We start from the raw sequence: 19,432 nt of genomic DNA on the forward strand, positions 1-19,432 counted from the left end.
AATGGAATGCTTTACATGGTACATTTACATTCTCCAGGGCCTTGAAAAATATCCCAGCCTAGAGTGATCATATGGGTACCTGTATTATATCCAAAAAAGTCGTTAACGGTTACTTGGTATGAGTAAGCAAAATATAAGTTGTTTATTTTAACACCTGCCATTGGACCAACGTTTAGAGGCTTTAAAACTTGGTCGTTTAAAAAACGATACGATAATCCTGCCCAATAGTAACTATACGGAGTTTTGTATCTAAATTTTACGTTTAAATCTGTAGTCGACCTTCCGTCACTTTCGTAATATTGAATGTAGGTTGAAGGTTCAATTTCAAATTCGCTATTTCTAGATTTTCTAAAAATATATCCCGCATAAACTTGATAGTTTCTTAAACGTGCAGGTTCGTTAGTATCGAAGATTTTAAGATCTTTATTCACCACATTGTTAATATTTAAACTGATGTAGAATTCTTTTAAACGGTATAAAGCAGACACATCAAAATTGTGGTTTATGGTTTTACGGTCGTCTGTCACCGAGGCATCAGGACCGTTAAATTCGTTAACATCGATTCTAAAAGTATTCACGTTATACGAAATACCAAACGATAAAAAGCTATCGTTATCATAGTCTAAAGTTAAGTGATGCGCGAACGATACTTTTGCTCCAGATTGATTGGTGTATCCGTTTTTATCATTATAAATAAAGGCACCAACACCAGAACGTTTTCCAATACGCATATCGGCAGCTAATGATTGGTTATCGGGTGCATCTTTTATACCTACCCATTGTGTGAGTCCGTTGGCACGTATTTTAATATTTTCTCCAATTCCGGCATAAGCGGGTGACAGGATAAAAGGGTTGTCTGCTAAATATTGTGTGTAAGTTGGTATTGTTAATTCTTGTGCGTGACTCATCAGCGAGAAAAGACACAGCATTAAAATAAGATTAAATTTTTTCATGGTATGTAGGTTTTATTTTGGGGGTTTAATAAAACCCTGGTTGCTTTGGGAAACAACCAGAGTTTAGGTGTTCTTATCTGTAAAGGGTGAAATGCCCAACATATTCTTTTTGAGAAATTGTAAGATCGTTTAGGTTAATAGTATACCAGTAATCTCCTGTAGGTAGGTTACTTCCATTATACCTTCCGTCCCATTTCTCATTACTTTTAAGTACTTTAACTACACGACCGTAGCGATCTAATACTTTAGTTACAATGTTAGGATAAGCAGTGGCATTTATAGGTCCCCAAGTATCATTTTCGCCTGTACCATCAGGAGTGAAATAATTAGGAATTTCTATTTCTATAAAGGTACCAGGGATGATTAATAATTGTATACAACCCATAGCATCTGTTACTTTAACTTCTATTGGACCACTTTCTGTTAACTTATACACGTTATTGCTACCATAGTCAACTCCGTTAAAGGAATAGGTATAGTCTTCTGTTCCTCCAGACACAATGGCTTCAATTTCATTTAAGTCTCCTTCTTTTACTTCTAATTCTAATGGCAGTGGGTTGTCTATAGTTAAAGTTAGGGTTGCAGAACAACCAGATAGATGAACCACTTCAATTTCGTAAGTTCCAGAAGCTAAGTTTGTAAAACTATTTTCGGTTTTATTAATTTCTCCGTCTATATAATAAGAAACAGCACTTTCAACCTCATCATCTACAATGATATGAGTTTGATTTATACCACAACCGTAAACCGTTTTTGCTACTGGGGCAATATTAACAGGTGTTGCAATTGTAGTTTGTACTGTTGTTGTACATCCGTTAGCATCTTTTACATAAATGGTATATGTATTACCTCCTTTTAAATTATCGAAAATCAGCTGACCTTCAACAAAATTATTATCAGGATCTAAACTTGTGTAATATGGTGGTGTTCCCGAGTTTCTAATTATTTCGATTTCTATTGCAGCATTATTTTCGTTAGCACAAGTTTCATCGTAAACTCTTAAAACACTTGCTTGAATAGGTGTTGGCTCTGTTACCGTTTCTGTGGTTTCAAAATAACAACCAGTTTCGTCATACACTCTTACAGTATAAGTTCCAGCCGTTAAGTCTGTGAATGTACTGTTTGTAGTTTGATCAAAATTAGGTGAAATAGCATAGGTGAAATTTCCTTGTCCACCAACGGCATTTGTAACGGTAATAGTACCCGAATTGTCTCCATTACACAGTACTTCTGTATGATCTACATCGGCAGATATTGGTGTGGTAGGATCAATGTCTACAGCCACAGTTTTTATACAACCGTTAGTATGTTTAACCGCAATAGTATGTGTACCTACACTTAAATTTGTGAATACATTAGTCGAAGCAAAAGCACCTCCATTTAATGCATAGGTTACATCGGTCTTAACAGCATCTTCTACAGTTACCGTAACTAGGTTACCAGATGCATTAGCGGTACAGTTACTTTCTACAGTTGCTACTGGATTGAAGTCAATTCCTGCATCGATGTCGATGTTTAGAGGAATAATTTCACATCCGTTAGCATCTTTTATTCTGATGTCGTATTCTGAGCCACCTTTTAAGTTTTCGATAATAAATTGATTACCGGTTACTGGTTGGAAAGGCGTATTGTTAAGCTTAATCTCATAAGGCGCTGTTCCTCCAGAAATATCAACGGTAATACTTCCATCTTGAGCTTTAAAACATACTTCGTTCGATGCCGTTGCAGTAGCATCTAATCGAGCTGTTGGCTGATTAATAATCGTTCCGTTAACTACAGTTTCGCATCCTAAAGTAGCATCTAGTACTTTAATAGTATACGATCCTGCTAATAAGTTAGAGAATGTATTAGATGTGACATACGTATAGTTTGGTGAAATAGCATATTGATAATTTCCTGAGCCACCAGTTGCAGTTACAGTAATTTCTCCTGTAGCATCTCCAAAGCAAAGCACTTCTGAAGCTACTGTTGTTGTAGCCGCTATTGGCGTTAATGCATTAATAGTAAATGGTTCCTCTTTAATACATCCAGAAATGTGTTTTACATACACGATGTAATCGCCAGGGGCTATGTCTGTGAATACATTAGATGTTGTATATGAAATACCATCTAGAGCATATTCTACTTCTGCTTTTTGGTCCTCATTTACAATCACAGTTACGGTATTACCAATGGTATTATTATCACAGGTATCATCTACTATAACCTCTGGTTCTAGGATAACTCCAGAATTAACAATTATTGTAGAATCTGTAATGCTACAACCATTAGCATCTTTTATTTGAACCGTGTATTCTGTAGCACCTTCAAGGTTATTAAATACATGATTGTTTGAAGTTACAGCCTCAAAAGAGCCACCGTTTAAACTAATTTCATAAGGCGCTGTTCCGCCGGCAATATCTACTGTAATACTTCCGTCGTTAGCTTGGTAACACATTTCGGAAGTTGCATTTATGGTTGCCGTTAAAGGAGCAGAAGGTTCGTTAATAACAATGTTATCTAGTATAACCTCGCAACCAATTTCGTCTTTAACCATTATTTGATAAATACCAGCACTTAAATTACTGAATGTATTCGAGTTTTGTAAGTTGAAATCTGGAGAAATACCATACTGTAAAGTTCCTGTGCCTCCAGTTGCATTTACAACAATTTCACCATTAGTTTCTCCATAACACAATACTTGAGACATTACGGTGTAATCTGCAACAATAGGTTCTAATGGATTAATTTCGAATTCCACTGTTTGTGTACAGCCGTTCGTGTGTTTTACATAGGCCGTATGGGTTCCTACAGGAAGGTTTGTGAATTCATTAGTTGGTTGATAATTAATACCATCTATAGAATATTGCACACTGTCTTTAACATCTTCATTTACATTAATAATAATATCAGACTGTGGACCATTGTTATAACATGCTTCAACAATCTCAACCGATGGATTTAGTTCTACTGCAGCATCCATAAACTTTTGGGTATCGGAGCTGTCAGAGCTACAGTTGTTAACATCGGTTACCCAAATTTGGTAGAAGGTATCTCCAGATAACCCAGTGAAGGTATATTCATTCGTTAAAATGTTATCCACATTTGTGAGGAGGGCTCCGTTAGCCTCTAATTTAATAGCATAAGGCATGGTTCCTCCTGTAATTTGGATTGTTATAGATCCGTTGGCTTCTCCTAAACATTGCTCACCTACTAAAGCAGTAATTTCAGCATTTAAAAGTTCAGGTTCGTTAATGGTAACGGTTATAATTTGGAAACATCCACTTTGATCTTGAACATACACCTCATAATCACCAGGAGCTAAATCTTTAAAAGTGTTCGTGTTTACAAACTGATCTAAGTATGGTGAAATAGCATATTGAATCGTTCCTGTTCCGCCAGAAGCATTTATAGTAATAGTACCATCATTTTGGCCATTACAAGTAACATCTGTTTTCGTAAACGCCACCTCTAAAGGATTAGGGTCTGTAATGGTAATAACCTCCGAAACTGCACTACAATCTGCACCACTATAGGCATAAACTAGATAGATTCCTGCTGTTAAGTTGGTAAATATTCCACTAGTTTGTGGTGCCGTGATAACATTATTAGTAGCTGCATCGTAAAGTTGGTAAGTGTAATTACCTAAACCATGAGATGCTTCAGCTGTAATAGTTGCATTATTATCTCCTGCACAAGTAATAAAGGCAGCAGAAAGATCTATTTTTAAATCTACTGGAATAATAGGCTCCACTACTACTTTATTACTTAAAACAATATCACAATCGTTGGCATCTTTAATGTAGTACTGGTAAGTACCAGCTCCAACCTGAAATGTAGATGGATTAGTAAATGGATTGAAATTACTTCCATCTGTACTGTATTGATATGGTGCTGTTCCTCCAGAAACCGATAGTGTGATTGATGCTTCAGTATCACAGGTTGCCGATGCATTAAGCGTTAATTCTCCTTCAATAACATCTGCAGGTTCTGTAATGGTTACATTAGGCGTAATAAACTCACAATTCCAACCATCATTCACTACAACATAATATGTACCTGCTGCTATATTTTTAAATACATTATTTGGTTGTGGTCCAGACGATGTACCTGTAGCCGTATTAAATAAGGTATATAAATAGCCGCTTCCTTGACCACCGGTAACGTTGTTTACGGTTATTTCTGCATTAGCATCTCCAATACAAGATAAATCTGTTAACGATGCTGAAATTGTAGCATCCATAGGAGTAGGAGCGTCTAAGGTAATATTAGCAGACGAGAAGTAACATCCACTTGCATCTGTAACGTTTACTTTATAAGTTCCAGCTGCTAAGCCTTCAATACTATTATCTGCCGATGCGGCTTGTAAAACAGCACCTGCAGCAGTTGTAAATTCATACATTAGGGCACCTGTTCCGCCAGAACCAATAGCTGTAATGGTTCCTAAATCGTTAGTACACGTTACACCAGTAGTTTCTATATCTACTGCAATACCAGAAGCTGGTGTAGAGATATTAAATACAGGGGTATTTGTAGAACAGAACGGTAATTCTGTTTCTGTAATTTCTACATAGAAATTTCCTGCAGGTAAATTATTTATTACTAAAGTACCATTAAAAGGATTTACAGTACCACCAATAGCCGGAGATAATTCATTTCCGTCTGTATCTCTTACTCCGTACGTATAGGTTCCTGCATACCCGGTAATACCAATCGTTACGCTTCCGGTGTAATCACCATAACATAATACGCCCGTAACTGCGTCAACCGTCGTTTCAATGGTATTGTAAGGCGCAACAGTATACGGTTCTGTAATTCCATAACATCCAGTTTCTTTATTAGTTACCATAAATGTGTAGGTTCCTGGTTCATCTAAAATAAATTCATTAGAATCTTGAGGTGTTCCCGATGGTAATAATTGATAGATGTATTCTGTTGGATTATCGTTAAGTGTTAAAATAATTCTTTCACCATTGTTACAGCTAATCGCATCTACCTGATCGATTTTAATATCTTCCATTTCTGGTAATGGCTCAATGATTACAGAACCTGCTATTTCGCATCCATTAGCATCTTTTACAAAAGTTTGAATGGTTTGAGGGGTTCCAGAGTCTATGACACTAAACGTATTTGTTTTAAAATAATCGGTACCGTTTATACTATAATAATATGGCGTTGTACCACCAGTAGCTTCAATGGTAACGGTAGATGTATTTGCGGTATTATTTATAGCACAAGTAAACTCTGTCGCGGTAGCAGTTGTTGCTAAAATACCAGGCTCTGTAATTGTAATGGCTAATTCGGCCTCACAGTTTCTAGCAGAGGTTACTTGTATAAGGTAGTCACCAGCACTTAAGTTCTCAAAAATACCAGAAGTATTAGATTGTGCTACAACTGCAGGAGATGTACCGGTTAAGGTGTAGGTGTAAGGTAAATTAATTTGGTTGTTAGGCAATCTAACCGTTACACTACCATCGTTACCACCATTACAATTCACATTATCAATTTGTACATTATTAATATCGAAAGCCACTGGAGTTCCAGCAGGAATTTCAACATCTATTGTTTTAACACAATTGGTTTCATTATCTGTAATGCTTATTGTATATGTTCCCGAAGGTAAATCGTTGAAAGTGTCTCCAGATAAATTACCAGCAGCAGGAGATAGAGAATAGCTATAATTGCCAGATCCTCCTAATGCATTTACAGTTATACTTCCATCGGATACATTACAATCTGGCGTAGCAGAAATATGTGCAGAAGCACTTCCGTTTAAAGGAGGATAGATTGTGATTTTCTCTTCAGAAGTACAACCGTTGCCATCTTTTAATACGATAGTATGTTCACCAGAATTTAAATTTGTTAACTCGAACGCATTAGAGCTATCTTCGTTATAGGTTTTAAAAGCAGAACCATTAATACTGTATGTATATGGAGCTACACCTTCTTGATCGCGAGTTACAATAATAGTAAAGTTTCCTTCTTCACCACAAATTGTAGTAGCATCTACGATAGCTGTTAAGGTTGGCGCTGTGTCTATAGGCAAGGTTATTGTTGCTGAGGTTTGTTGGATACATCCAAAAACATCCATGGCATATACATCGTAATCTCCACCTTCGGCATGGAACACTTTAGTGTCTAACCAGGCATCGCTAACCGTTGGAGTTGCACTACCAGACGGTAAGAATAAATATTGATAAGGTGCTGTACCGTATTTAGCTTGTGCGGTAATAACACCAGCTTTATCATAACAATTATCATTTTTAGTGATTGTTGCAGTAACTTCTAAAGGTTCTGGTGATTCTGAAATTGTGAATGGTGTAGAAGCTATAGAACATCCGCCTACTTCATTAAATAAAATATAGTAATCGCCTGGCTCTAAAGAACCGAAATTTGTAACTGAAATATCCGAGCCACTAAGTCCTGTTTCTCTTCCAGAGAATCCTGTGTCTTTATGTGAATTGGCGTGGAATATTTTATACGTTACTTCTGAAGCCACGTAATTTCCAAATGTAAATGAAACACTTCCGTTATCACTTCCTGTACACGTTACATTATGTTCATCATCAATGGTAGCTGTTAAATTTGATTGAGAATCTATTGGGGATTCAGCAGCTTTTATTATATAACATTTTGTTATTTCATCATATACAACAAAAGTATAAAGTACTCCAGGTATTAAATTGTCAAAGGTATATGTTAACGGTGTAGTTGGATCTGGATCATAGTATGTCGTTGTATATGGAGGTGTATTGGTTTCTAAAATTCCAAACTTATATTTATCACTTGATATTGAAGTGTTGACAGTTACTGTTGCTATACCGTTGTTGGTGCAATTGTTTGGAATTGATGAAATGTCGACTGTTAAATCATCGGGAGGAGAAGCTATAACGATTTTATCTTTAATAATAGAACACCCATTAGCATCAACTACATTTACTTGGTAAATTCCGTAATCAATTACAATAAAAGTATGATCTTCTCCTGCGGCAGGAACATACGATTTTGAGTAACCAAAATTATTAGTCACATAGTAGGTATAACCAGGTGTTCCTCCATTAACATTTTTTACAATGATTTCCCCAGATAGAGGGTTGATAGCATCCTGTTGACAGATGATATCTTGAGTACCTATTTCAAAGGAAATTTTTTCAGGCTCTGCAATAGTAATCGTTTCGTTAGCATTACATCCATTGGCATCGGTAATGGTAACCGTGTATGTTCCTGCTTTCAATCCAGACGTTTGATTTCCTAAATCATTCCCGTTTTGATCGATAACAGAGATTGAATATGGAGGTAATCCGCCTGTAGCATCTACAGAAATAGCTCCGCTATTGTCGCCATTACAGAAAATTCCTTGAGTGATAGCAAGGCTAGGAGCATTAAGTACTGGTAACGGACTAATAATTACATCGGCAGATTCTACGGTACATCCTAAAGCATCTGTAATTAAAAAATTATAAGTGCCGTCTGTAGTTGCATTGTAGGTAAATGCCGTACCCGTTACGGTTGTTTTAGTACCGTAATTTCCGCCATTTACTGCCACTTGGTAGGCGTAGTTTGGCGCTCCTCCCGTTATGCTGACGTCTATAGTAGCATCTGGAGTTGTAGAACAATCTAAGTTTTTAGACTGAATGGCCTCTACTATCATTTGTGGTGCTATAGTTTGATTAAGCACTGTAGCAGGACAACCGTTAGCATCTTTTACTTCTATGGTATAATCGCCAGCTGTTAAGTTAGAAAAGGTATTGTTATCTTGAAATGCACTTCCGTTTAAACTATAAGTATAAGGTGCTTTTCCTCCAGTTACATTTACAATTATAGAGGTACTGCTACCGTTACTTGAACATAATTCAGATGCAGCATCTATAGTTGCAACCGGTGCTGAGGTAGAAATTAAGTCGAACGAGTCTGATACCGAACAACCGGAAATATCTGTAATGGTATAAGTATGTGTTCCAGATTGATTTAATCCGTTAAACACCTTATTCTTTTGAGGTCCAACTGTTGTACCGTCTGGTAAGGTTAAGCTATAGGTTTTGGCGCCTTGTCCGCCAGATGCATTCAAAGTAATAGAACCTTCAGTACTACAAGACATTGGCGTAATATCTGGTGTTCCGCTAACCAACGGATTTCCAGGTTCTGAAATCGTTACAGAAGTCGTCGCTTTACAATTCGTAGTTTCGTCTGTAACTTCTATAGTATAAGTGCCTGCAGCATAATTGAAATTTAAAGTTGATGCTGATTGAGCGGTTTGTAATGCTCCACCATTAATAGAGTAGGCGTAAGTTGAAACAAAACCGTCGATAGTAAATGTAGCTTCCCCGCTATCGCTTCCTGCACAATTAACATCGCCCACTACAGTTCCTTGAACTGTAATTGGAGAAATGGCTTCAATAGTATAAGAATCTGAAATGCTACAACCTTTTTCGTTGGTTACTAAAAACGTATACGTTCCCGCTGGTAAATTATCGAAAACATTACTTGTTCCGTTATCAATAGTATTAGGAGATGTCATTTTGTAATTAAAAGTTCCATTACCACTAACATTAAGTGTTACTGTTGCCGAGGTTACGCTACAAGAAACTTCTGTACTAGAAAACGAAATTGACTTAGGCGCATTTGCCGATTCTATAACAATACTGTTAGTTGTAAATGTACAGTTATTGGCATCCTTAATTACAATAGCGTAGGTTCCAGAAACCAGATCGCTAAATGTATCTGAGTTTTGAAAGTTTATACCATCTATACTATAAGTATAAGGCGACGTTCCGCCAGACACATTTTGAGCTTGAATAATTGCTGTTTGTGTACAGCTATAGTCTTGAATTAATACAGCTTCTCCTTCAATAGAAGAAGAGCCTTTAATTTCTGCAGTATCTTGAAGTTTACAGGTTGAACCGTTTATTGTATAATTGATTTCAATTTGATACGAACCCGTATTTAATTTACTAAACACATTCGAAGTTTGGAATTTTGTTCCGCCATCAATACTATATTCTAAAACATAACCATTCGTATTTGCTACATCAATTTTTATGCTTCCTTGATTGGTTTCAGAACACGTATTATCTGTTGTCGAAATGGTATAAGTTGGAGCGTCGGCTTGAGTGATTTCTACCTGTGTATTGGCTTCGCAATTGTTAGAATCGAATACTTTGATAGAGTAAGTGCCAGCGGTATCAACCGTAATGATATTACTTGTTTGGTAATCTGTTTCATTATTTATATAGTAAAAATATGGAGGAGTACCACCTTCTGTAGTTATAGTAATTTCACCATCTCCACAACCTACGGGAGCTGTAATTGCTGCCGATACTTTTAATGGATCTGGTTTAATAATGGTAACATCTTCGGTATACGTACAGCCATCGGAAGTTGAAACACTTACCGTATAATCTCCTGCATTTAATTTATCAAAAGAATAATCGTTATCATCTATCGGACCAACCGTATTAATAACTTTTGCTCCTTGTTTTAGTTCGAATGTGTATTGCGGATCTACATCGTTAATTTGTATCCTAATTTTTCCTTTATCTGTAGCACAAAATGGTTGTGTGGTAATAACATCTGCAGTAAAATCGCGCTCTCTAACAGGAATATTTGGCACGGTAAATACACAGGTTCCGTTAGTTACTCCTTTTGGTCTAATATGAACCGTATAATTCCCAGCTGTTGCAATTTGGAAAATATTTGAATCTTGGTAAGTCCCATCTTCACCAGTAATACTAAACTCATATCCATCTGGCACACCTTTAATAGTGATATTACCTTCTGTCTCACAAATAATGTCGTTATGTGTTTCTGTAGGTGTGAATAAGTTTTTATGCACATTAAAATAGAAACGCACGAAACAACCATCCTGATAAATAATTTGCAATCTGTATTCTCCTGCTTCTGAAGCATTATAATTAGCAGAGTTTCCTACCTCACTCCAAGTACAATCGCTGCTTTTATTCGCACAGTTTGTAGTTGAATCGCTACAGCTACCTTCGTTAAGTTTTTCCCAAACAATGCTTTGTGCATCAGTAATGTTAGACTCTAAAAGTCTAGAATCGCCTTCGCCACATAAAAATAATAAAGGTAATTTACTATTATCGTCTGGACAAGTAACCACTTGGTTGGCATATTTTAAAATAGGATTTGGAAGGTCTGCTCCAAAACGAACTACGTTAACCGTTTCTGTAATAGAAACACAAGGCGTATCGGTAGTGTTTACCGACGTGTATATTCCTGGTTCTGTAACGGTAATAGTTTGTGTGGTTCCAAGCGGCGTTCCATTTGTAGGCGTCCCTTTGTACCATTGGTAGGTTTTATACCCTTCTCCAGCAGATATTTTCATAGAGCTGCTACAAAGTACTTCTTCGCGTTCAAAGGTACAACCATCAATATCTACTAAAAAGTTAGTAGATCCAGGTGTTGTTAAACCGCAATTTCCTATACCAGAAACACTCGGGCTTTCGTTACCAACAATGTTTCCAGAAGTTCCACTATAATAAGTAGAATAGGCTTGATTTTTTACTATGTTAGAACAGGCATCACGAAGTTTAAAACACTCCTCGATAACCTTTACTTTAATTCTTATTTCGTATTGTGCACCACCTTCTTTTACTAAAGCATCAGGAATATTAAAGTCTAATGCGTGGCTAGGCTGATCGTAAGTATAGGTAACGCCAGGAGCGTTAACCAAATTTATTTCTAAATAATCAACATTTATAGGAAGGGCATCCTTTAACGTATATTTTATAGCATCATCGTTTCCTGTATTTTGAAATTTTAATACATATTCTAATTCTTGCCCCAAAACAACATCCCCATTATTAATGTCTTTTCCCGAAGTATCCTCAACGACTTTCGTTAACGTGATATCCGGTTGAATAATTTCAACGGCAAAAGCGTTAAAATAGAAGTGAAACACATCGGTTTCTGTCCCCAAAGTAATGATTGCTGAAGTATCTCCGTTATCAATGATACCATTACCAGGATTGTCAATTTGTATAATACCCCCATCATACCCTAAGGTGTTAGAACTGTTCGGATTTCTAACATCGTTTCCTGAAATGGTGGTTACACTACTATTAAAAAAGTTATCATTATCTCTTCCTGGTGCAGACAATTTTGCTCCGTTAATAGCTAAATAGTCACCAGTAAAACCATAATCACCTTCTAAGCAAGCAAAAGCATATTTCGCACGTACTGGTCCGATAGGAATTGTTTTAAATCCGTCGATAGGAACATCTAATTCAACACCTCTTCCAATGGCACTAAACCCATCAAAAGACACAATAGCTTTTCCTGGCAGTAAAGGATCTTCATAGACTACAAATAAAGACCAACCTGCACTTGTACCAACACTTTCCCAGCTGGCATTTCCAGTAGAAGCTAAAACATTTGCTACCGTATAGGTTCCTTCTGGGTTTTGTAAAGCCAGAACCATATCTGTTACATCTGCATAACAAGCAAACGATTTAGATACTTTTTGTATGGGTGTATTAACCGCATCGTAAATTAATTCTCCTGTGATATCTTGGTATCCACCAGCAGGTGTTTTAAACTTAATTTTATTAATAGAACTTCTGTCATCTTCATAATAAATACCAGACCAGTATAACCCGGCATAAATGATGTTGTAGCAGTTTGTAGGCACCTTTAAGTCGGCTGAACTTGAACTAAATGTAGAGTTATCGTTATCTATATCGATATACTGCATATCTAAATTCGCATTCATTTCGTTCCCGTTGTAGGCATCATTAGGACCATTGTTTCTATCTTTTCTATTTAATATGTTATTACCAATTAATAACATATCACCTTTTAAGGTCTGATCGAATCTAGGTGTGAACGGAACATGATTTCCGAAATTGTTTTGTGCGTAGGAGAGCATACTGCACAAGACGACTGCAACAGTTAGTACTGTTTTAATTAAAGTAGGTTTTCTCATAGTCTTTACATTTTAGCACTTTGGGGAAATGCTGTTTAGTAATTAGGTACTTATTTGGATTATTGGTTTTCTGTTTTTTACTATATGTTTAACACTTTGGGGAAATGTTAACCATATATTTATTTTTTATTGGTTGTTAATTTTTATTCGTTTCATTCGTGTTTATTGGCATAATCCATATATCATCAAAATATTTATGATTTACATTCGTATAATAGCTTATTAATGCATCCTGCCATTCATCAAATCGTTTCAAGTATACATACATGTAATTGTTTTTAGGATTAATAAATGAATCTGGATCTAAACCTCGACTCAATAAATCATCTTTAAAATTAATAGCATTTGTATAGTCTGAGAACACATTAGCAACTATGTAATAGCCTTGAGGGATATCTTTCATTTCAAGCTTTACACCTGTACTTGGCGATTGTCTTAAATCTTCTACACCTTTTAATTTTAAACGGTTTCTAACTTCTTCGTCCGCTTTTTCTTGGGCTATTTGCAAGTCTGTTTTTGCAGGTACCGTTTTCGGGTTTTGTTCATCTTCATTATCAACATGAATAATATAAAGGTCTTTGTCTTCGCCTTTTTCAGTTTTATCATTTAAAGCACTAATAGCTTCTGGTAAAATGTCGTATCGTTTAATATTTACAAGTGTTTTATTATTTATGTCCTCTTTAGGCGTAGACACTAAATAGTAGCCATCTTTTGCGTTTTTTAAATCTTCAACCGTTTTAGGAACAATTTTATTTTGAGTTGCATTGGCATTTCGTAAAACTATAGGTTTCGCGTTTTTACCTAAAGCTTGTACATTCTCTGCACGATCTGCATAGGTTTTAAGATTGGTGATTCGGGTTTCAACTTCAATTTTTTCTGAAGGAGTTAAAGTTTCATCTTCCAATAAGTTTTCTAAGAATGGTAAAGTGTTTTCATCCAGTTCAACTTCTATATCTGCAAGAAGGTTATCTTTTTCTGAAGTAGCATTTAATACATCGTACTCTTCGATTAATTTTTCGGCATCGTGATTAAAAGCTTCAAACGGATCGGTTTTACGTTCGTGTTTTATTGCAAATGCAATATTGAACTCATGCGTAGAACCAAAATTTGAAATGCCATTTTTAATTCCTTTTTCGTAGGTATACCCAATAGAAATACGTTTTGAAAGATGCACCCCAAGTCCTGCACTAATACCATAAAAGCTATCGTAACCTGTTTGTAACCATCCAAGTTTAGGGGCATCAAAAATTGCAGATGCTCCAAAATCAAAATCGGTAACTTCGTTAAAACGTGTACGAACTAGCCCCTGAAGTGTTGCTTCCTCTAACAAGACCTCCATAGATTGTAAAGGATGCGTGTACATACCGTGAATAATAAATGATTTCGGAACATAATCATTGGCTAATTTTGTTGAAGAAAAATCAAAATCCACTAAATTTTCGGCGTATAATCCAAAATCAAATTGCTTATAACTTAAATTAATTCCTGGCTGAATGCTTAATAATGAGGTGTTATCTAAACCTGCTATAAGCGGATCTTGATCGCTTGTTACAATTTTATTTCGGTTTAATCCGCTATTGTAATAAGCAAAATTGAAACCTAAGGTTAAATCTAATTCGTTGTTAAGTTTAATGTTGTATGCGTAATTAGCAAGGGCTCCAAAACTTGAAATGACTCCCATGTTCTGTTGAAATAATCCAAAACCTAATCCAGCCTTTTCGGTGAATTTTCCAGAGTAGCTAATAATGTACACTTTAGGTGCATCGTTAAAACCAACCCATTGACTTCTGTTATATGCCGAAATGTTTGTGTTATGTTCTCGAACAAAAGTAAACGTAGGGTTTTGTAAAAAACGATTGTATTTTAAATTGTTTTGAGACGGTACACTTAAGGACAACACAGGGTTTTCTTGCGCACAAATTTGACCCAGTGCGAAGACCTGAACGATAAAAAATAATATGATGTGTTTTTTTATCATCTCCTTATTTTATTATGGTTATAGATCCTTTGTTTGTAATTTCATTTCCAGATTTTATGGTGTAATAAAACACCGGACTTTTTGTTGAAAATTTAAAATCTGTTGCAGGCCAATTGTTCGAATAATTGGTTGTTTTTAAGACTTCCTTTCCTGTGGCTTCATATATTGTAATTTCTGTATTTTCATTTAAATAGGTTGAAGGTAAGGCCCAAGTGTCGTTATAACCATCGCCATTTAAACTCACTATATTAGGAATAGCAATCGCATTGTTTGGTATAATATTTACGTTGAATTCTCTAACCGTTTCACAAGATCCAACGGAAGCCGTTAAGGTGTAAATACCAGCTTCAGATATTTTTACTTCCCATGTTTCGCTAATTATAGCATCATTAAATTTCCAGATGTAAGTTGAAGCTCCTTCGGCAGATAATGTTAGGCTTGTGCCTTCGTATAAATTGATGTCTGATGGATGACTAGTAATAACTTGGCTGTCATCGAAATAATTTAGCTCAATACTATTAGAAGCCACCGTACAATTGGCATCGCTTATTTCTAAATAATACATACCAGCTTCTTGAGTGGTAAGTTCTGGAGTTGTTTCTAAAACCTGAGTATCACCTTCCTTATACCACGCATAGCTATATTGCCCTAAATGTGGATTGTCTGTTGTTAAAACTACTTGGCTGTTAGTATCGCAAAGCGTGCCTTCAGAAGTAATAGAGAAGGCTTCTATAGATGATAATTGTACTTCGATATTATTCGAAATAACATCGCCAAATCCAGGAATATGGCTTACTAAATTGTAGGTTCCGTTTTGTGTAAAATCTTGAATGTCTAACTCTAAAGAGGTCGCATTTGCAACTGTAGCACCGTCTTTTAGCCACTGAAAACTGTAGGTAGAAGTGTCACCTTCAAGTAAATCTATCGTCCCATTAGCTGTAGAGGCTTCTAAACTAGATAGCGATAACTGAGTAGGTGAGGTAGAACAGGTTTTAAAATCAGCGTCTGTACTAATGGTCGCAACAGCGTCTGTAGGCGTTGAAATTGTAAACGTTTTAGATACTTCGGTAATACAATCGGCAGTTTGTGCTACGGTAACTTTATAAATTCCGCCCTCTGTAATGGTTAGGGTAGATTGATTTTCGTTGTTTAAGGCTACATCATCTTTATACCAAGAATAGGTTGGATTAACGGCATCCGTTTGCACTTCTATTAATTTAGTTGTTCCAGGAAGTAAAACATCGGATTCTGGTGTTTCTGAGGTAATAGAAATTTGTCCTTTTACTAAGGATATGATGTTTGATGTTGAGGTACAATCGCCAGTTAAAACATCTAAATGATAATCACCCTCATTAGTAGTGGTTATACTGAAGGTATTTTCACCAGTAATTAAAACATCATTTTTATACCATTGGTAGCTGTAATTAGAATTGGTTACCGACGATGTAATGACTACAGAGTTTCCTTCGCACAAAGCCGTGTTGTTTGAAATTTCTATAACTTCTGAAGCCAAATTAATATCAAGTGCATTAGAAATAACCGTTTCAGAATTACCAAGATTTACGTCTAAGGTATAGCTACCATTTTCTGAAGCCGAATTGATATGTATTGAGCTTGAGGTTTCTCCACTTACTTCAATATTATTGTTATACCATGTAAAAGAATACGCTTGGGTATTTCCTAATAAATCGATGACGGCATTGTCTGTAATAGCATCAAATTTAGAAACGCTTAATGTAGTTTGGGCGCTATTACAAGCCTCATAATCATTAAGAGCAGTAATCGCTAATTCGTAATATAATGGAGCATATACTGTAATAGATGCTTCTTTTTCTATTGTACAAGGAGAATTTTGGGCCACGGAAACACGATACACTCCTGGTTCTGCTACCGAGATATTAGATTCTGATGATCCAGTTATAACACTACCATCTTTAAACCAAGTATAGGTTGGGGCAGTGGCCGTTGTTGTGGTGTTTAATTGAATGGTGTTTCCAGGAATAAGTAGTACTTCATCTTGGTTGTTGTTAATAGAAATATCTATATCTAATAAATCGATATCAATAGCATTCGATACAAAGTCACAACTTCCATTATCTATGGTAACATGATATAACCCTGGTTGGGTAGCATTATAAGTTGGTGCATCAGAATTTGCTATAGGGCTATTGTCTTTAAACCAAGTAAAAGTAAAACTACTGTCCTGAAAATTACTTGTTAAAAGGGTGCTTCCGCCATTGCAAATAGCATTTGCATTATTTTCCGATGAAATAATAGGTTTAATATCACTAATAACATTAACATCGACAATGTTAGAATAGGAATCCATAACACAGTTACCATAATCGACAATACAATAATACGATCCCGACTCAGACACCGTTAATTGAGATGTGGTTTCTCCCGATATTTCTAAAAAGTTTTTATACCATTTATAGGTAAGTTCAGGATAATATACAGGCGATGCTGGCGTGTTATTATTATCGATCGTTAAGGTGTAGGTTTCCCCTTGGCAAAGAGATACATTACTATCGTAACTATTTATTGAAAACGGTTGATTATGAATAGCGTAATGTGCAGAAAAAGCACTTGATTCCGGACTTGTAAATTCTGGATCTGTACTTTTAATTCTTATTTTATAACCTGTCCCAGAAGCAGTTTCCGGAATTTTAAATTTGGCACGAACTGGAGATGTAGTATTGGTTAAAGTTTCTAAAACTGTAGGTGCATCGAAACTTCCAGAGCCATCTGAGAGTTCTATTAAAAAGGTGTTGTCTGAGCCTAAATTTTGTGCTGGATAAAATGAAAACGTAACTTGATATTCATTAAAATCGGTTGATGCACAAGCCTGAGTAAAATCTAATGTCGGAGTTAAAATCGTGATTTGGGAGTAACTCTCTACAGTAAAAAATAACCAGATAAATAGTCCAACAAACAAACAGTGCTTATTTGGTAGGTTAATGCTTTTCATGGTGGATTAGTAAAATTTATTTAGATGTTTACTTCTTTTTGGGGTAAGTAGTAAAAGGCTAAATAAAAGTGGCTTTTAGTTTTGTTTCAATATGCTTTTGTTATAATTAAAAAATGTATTTATACTTTTCTAAGTCTACTTCATTTTATTGTTGAAGTAAGAATTATAGGATAAACCTATGAATTTAATTACGCTTCAACAAGTATTTTTGCATTTAATCGATAAAATGCAGCATTTTATCCCGATAATTTTTTGTGACTTTGAAAAAAAGGTGCTTAAAAAAATACGAAATGTATTTAAAAACAAGGGCTTAAAAGTGAAAACTGAAAAATGTGATTAAAAAGCGATTTTTTATTAAAAATAGAGCTTAAAGATACTTATGTAAGATAAATCGATACCATTTATGTAGCGCTAAAATGGTGTTGAAAGTGTAGAATTTTAGGTGTACAAATTGCTATTTTTTCCTTTTTATAATAAAGTACTGTACCAAAAGCTAAACCAGATGTCTTTTAAGACCGATATAATGTGTAGTGATTTTTATATAACCTCAATACAGTAACTTTCCTAAGAGAATACAAAACGTTTTGAAAGTGATTGTTTAAAGCATATAGCCTTAGGAAAACAAATTAATCATTTAAAACTTCAATGTCCACTTTGGTGATACCGTCATCAATAAAATCAAGTTTTTTAGCTGCAGCACGAGAGACATCTATAATTCTGCTTTTTTTTCGTGGTCCACGATCATTAATAGTCACAATTACAGATTTGTTGTTACTTAAATTAGTAACCCGTACACGAGTATTAAAAGGAAGTGTTCTATGGGCCGCGGTTAATTTATTCTTTTTATAAGTTTCGCCGCTCGCCGTTTTCTTGCCTTGCAAACTATTGCTATAATAACTAGCGATACCAGTAGTAGTTTGTGCTGTAGCTGTTTGTGTTGCCCAACATATAATTACAACACAGATTATTTTTATTAAATTTTTCAAAAGTAAGTAGGTTTTTGGGGTGGGAGTTCTATGATTCGCGGCTAAATATAAAATATTATAACATTAATAAACAATAATCAGTCTTCCTTTTTAACAGGTAAGGGCTTTATACGACCGTCGTAATTTATGGTATTTCTATTGGTGCTATTAATATTTAAAGTTGTGGTTTCTGGGCCGTAAATGCGGAGCGTACAATCGAAAGTTTCGGTACCATTGGTAGCAGAAAAATTGACTATTACAATGCGTTTTTTATCGTTATAACTTACTTCGTAATTTTTAAGTTCACCATCAAATTTAATACCGCCATCTCCACCATAAGGAATGCTTTGGGCCACGCCAAAAAAAGGTAGTTCGGCTTTGGCTTTTGTTTTATCAATATTTAAATAATTTGGGTTGCCAATTAAAGTTATGCGTTTTCCACTCTGGGTGGTCGCCCAATCACCTTCAAAGGTATATTGTTTGGTATCAATAAGAGTTTTCATATTAGCAAACTCTTGTGCTTCTTTTTCTTTTTTGGCTGCTTTTCGTTCCGAGCGTGTTTGTGCAACAGAAAAATGAATTCCAAAGCATATAACAAATAGTACTACTATATATTTTTTCATGCTATATAATTTTATGTAATCA

6 protein-coding genes are annotated in these 19,432 nt (G+C 35.5%); all 6 read right to left on the minus strand.

Annotated elements, in window-relative coordinates; genetic code table 11:
* Nucleotides 1-11: 11 nt before the first annotated feature.
* Nucleotides 12-953 (minus strand): PorP/SprF family type IX secretion system membrane protein, encoded by a 942-nt coding sequence (locus tag A9D35_RS00895; RefSeq protein WP_066217846.1) that lies wholly within the window; start codon nucleotides 951-953, stop codon nucleotides 12-14.
* A gap of 73 nt (nucleotides 954-1,026) precedes the next feature.
* Nucleotides 1,027-12,873, minus strand: a complete 11,847-nt coding sequence (locus A9D35_RS00900) for a T9SS type B sorting domain-containing protein (protein ID WP_083191575.1) — start codon at nucleotides 12,871-12,873, stop codon at nucleotides 1,027-1,029.
* A gap of 136 nt (nucleotides 12,874-13,009) precedes the next feature.
* A complete protein-coding gene (locus A9D35_RS00905; protein WP_066217849.1) occupies nucleotides 13,010-14,851 on the minus strand; it encodes a PorP/SprF family type IX secretion system membrane protein in 1,842 nt (613 codons plus the stop codon).
* A 4-nt stretch (nucleotides 14,852-14,855) separates the two neighbouring features.
* Nucleotides 14,856-17,822: a T9SS type B sorting domain-containing protein gene (locus A9D35_RS00910; protein WP_066217851.1), complete on the minus strand. Its 2,967-nt coding sequence runs from the start codon at nucleotides 17,820-17,822 to the stop codon at nucleotides 14,856-14,858.
* Between the two features lie 626 nt (nucleotides 17,823-18,448).
* Nucleotides 18,449-18,808 carry a septal ring lytic transglycosylase RlpA family protein gene (locus tag A9D35_RS00915; protein WP_066217853.1) on the minus strand — a complete coding sequence of 120 codons (360 nt, stop codon included), beginning with the start codon at nucleotides 18,806-18,808 and terminating at the stop codon, nucleotides 18,449-18,451.
* Between the two features lie 77 nt (nucleotides 18,809-18,885).
* Nucleotides 18,886-19,410, minus strand: a complete 525-nt coding sequence (locus tag A9D35_RS00920) for a DUF4251 domain-containing protein (protein WP_066217854.1) — start codon at nucleotides 19,408-19,410, stop codon at nucleotides 18,886-18,888.
* Between the last annotated feature and the right edge of the window lie 22 nt (nucleotides 19,411-19,432).

Source organism: Formosa haliotis (genome assembly GCF_001685485.1).
Lineage (GTDB): Bacteria > Bacteroidota > Bacteroidia > Flavobacteriales > Flavobacteriaceae > Formosa > Formosa haliotis.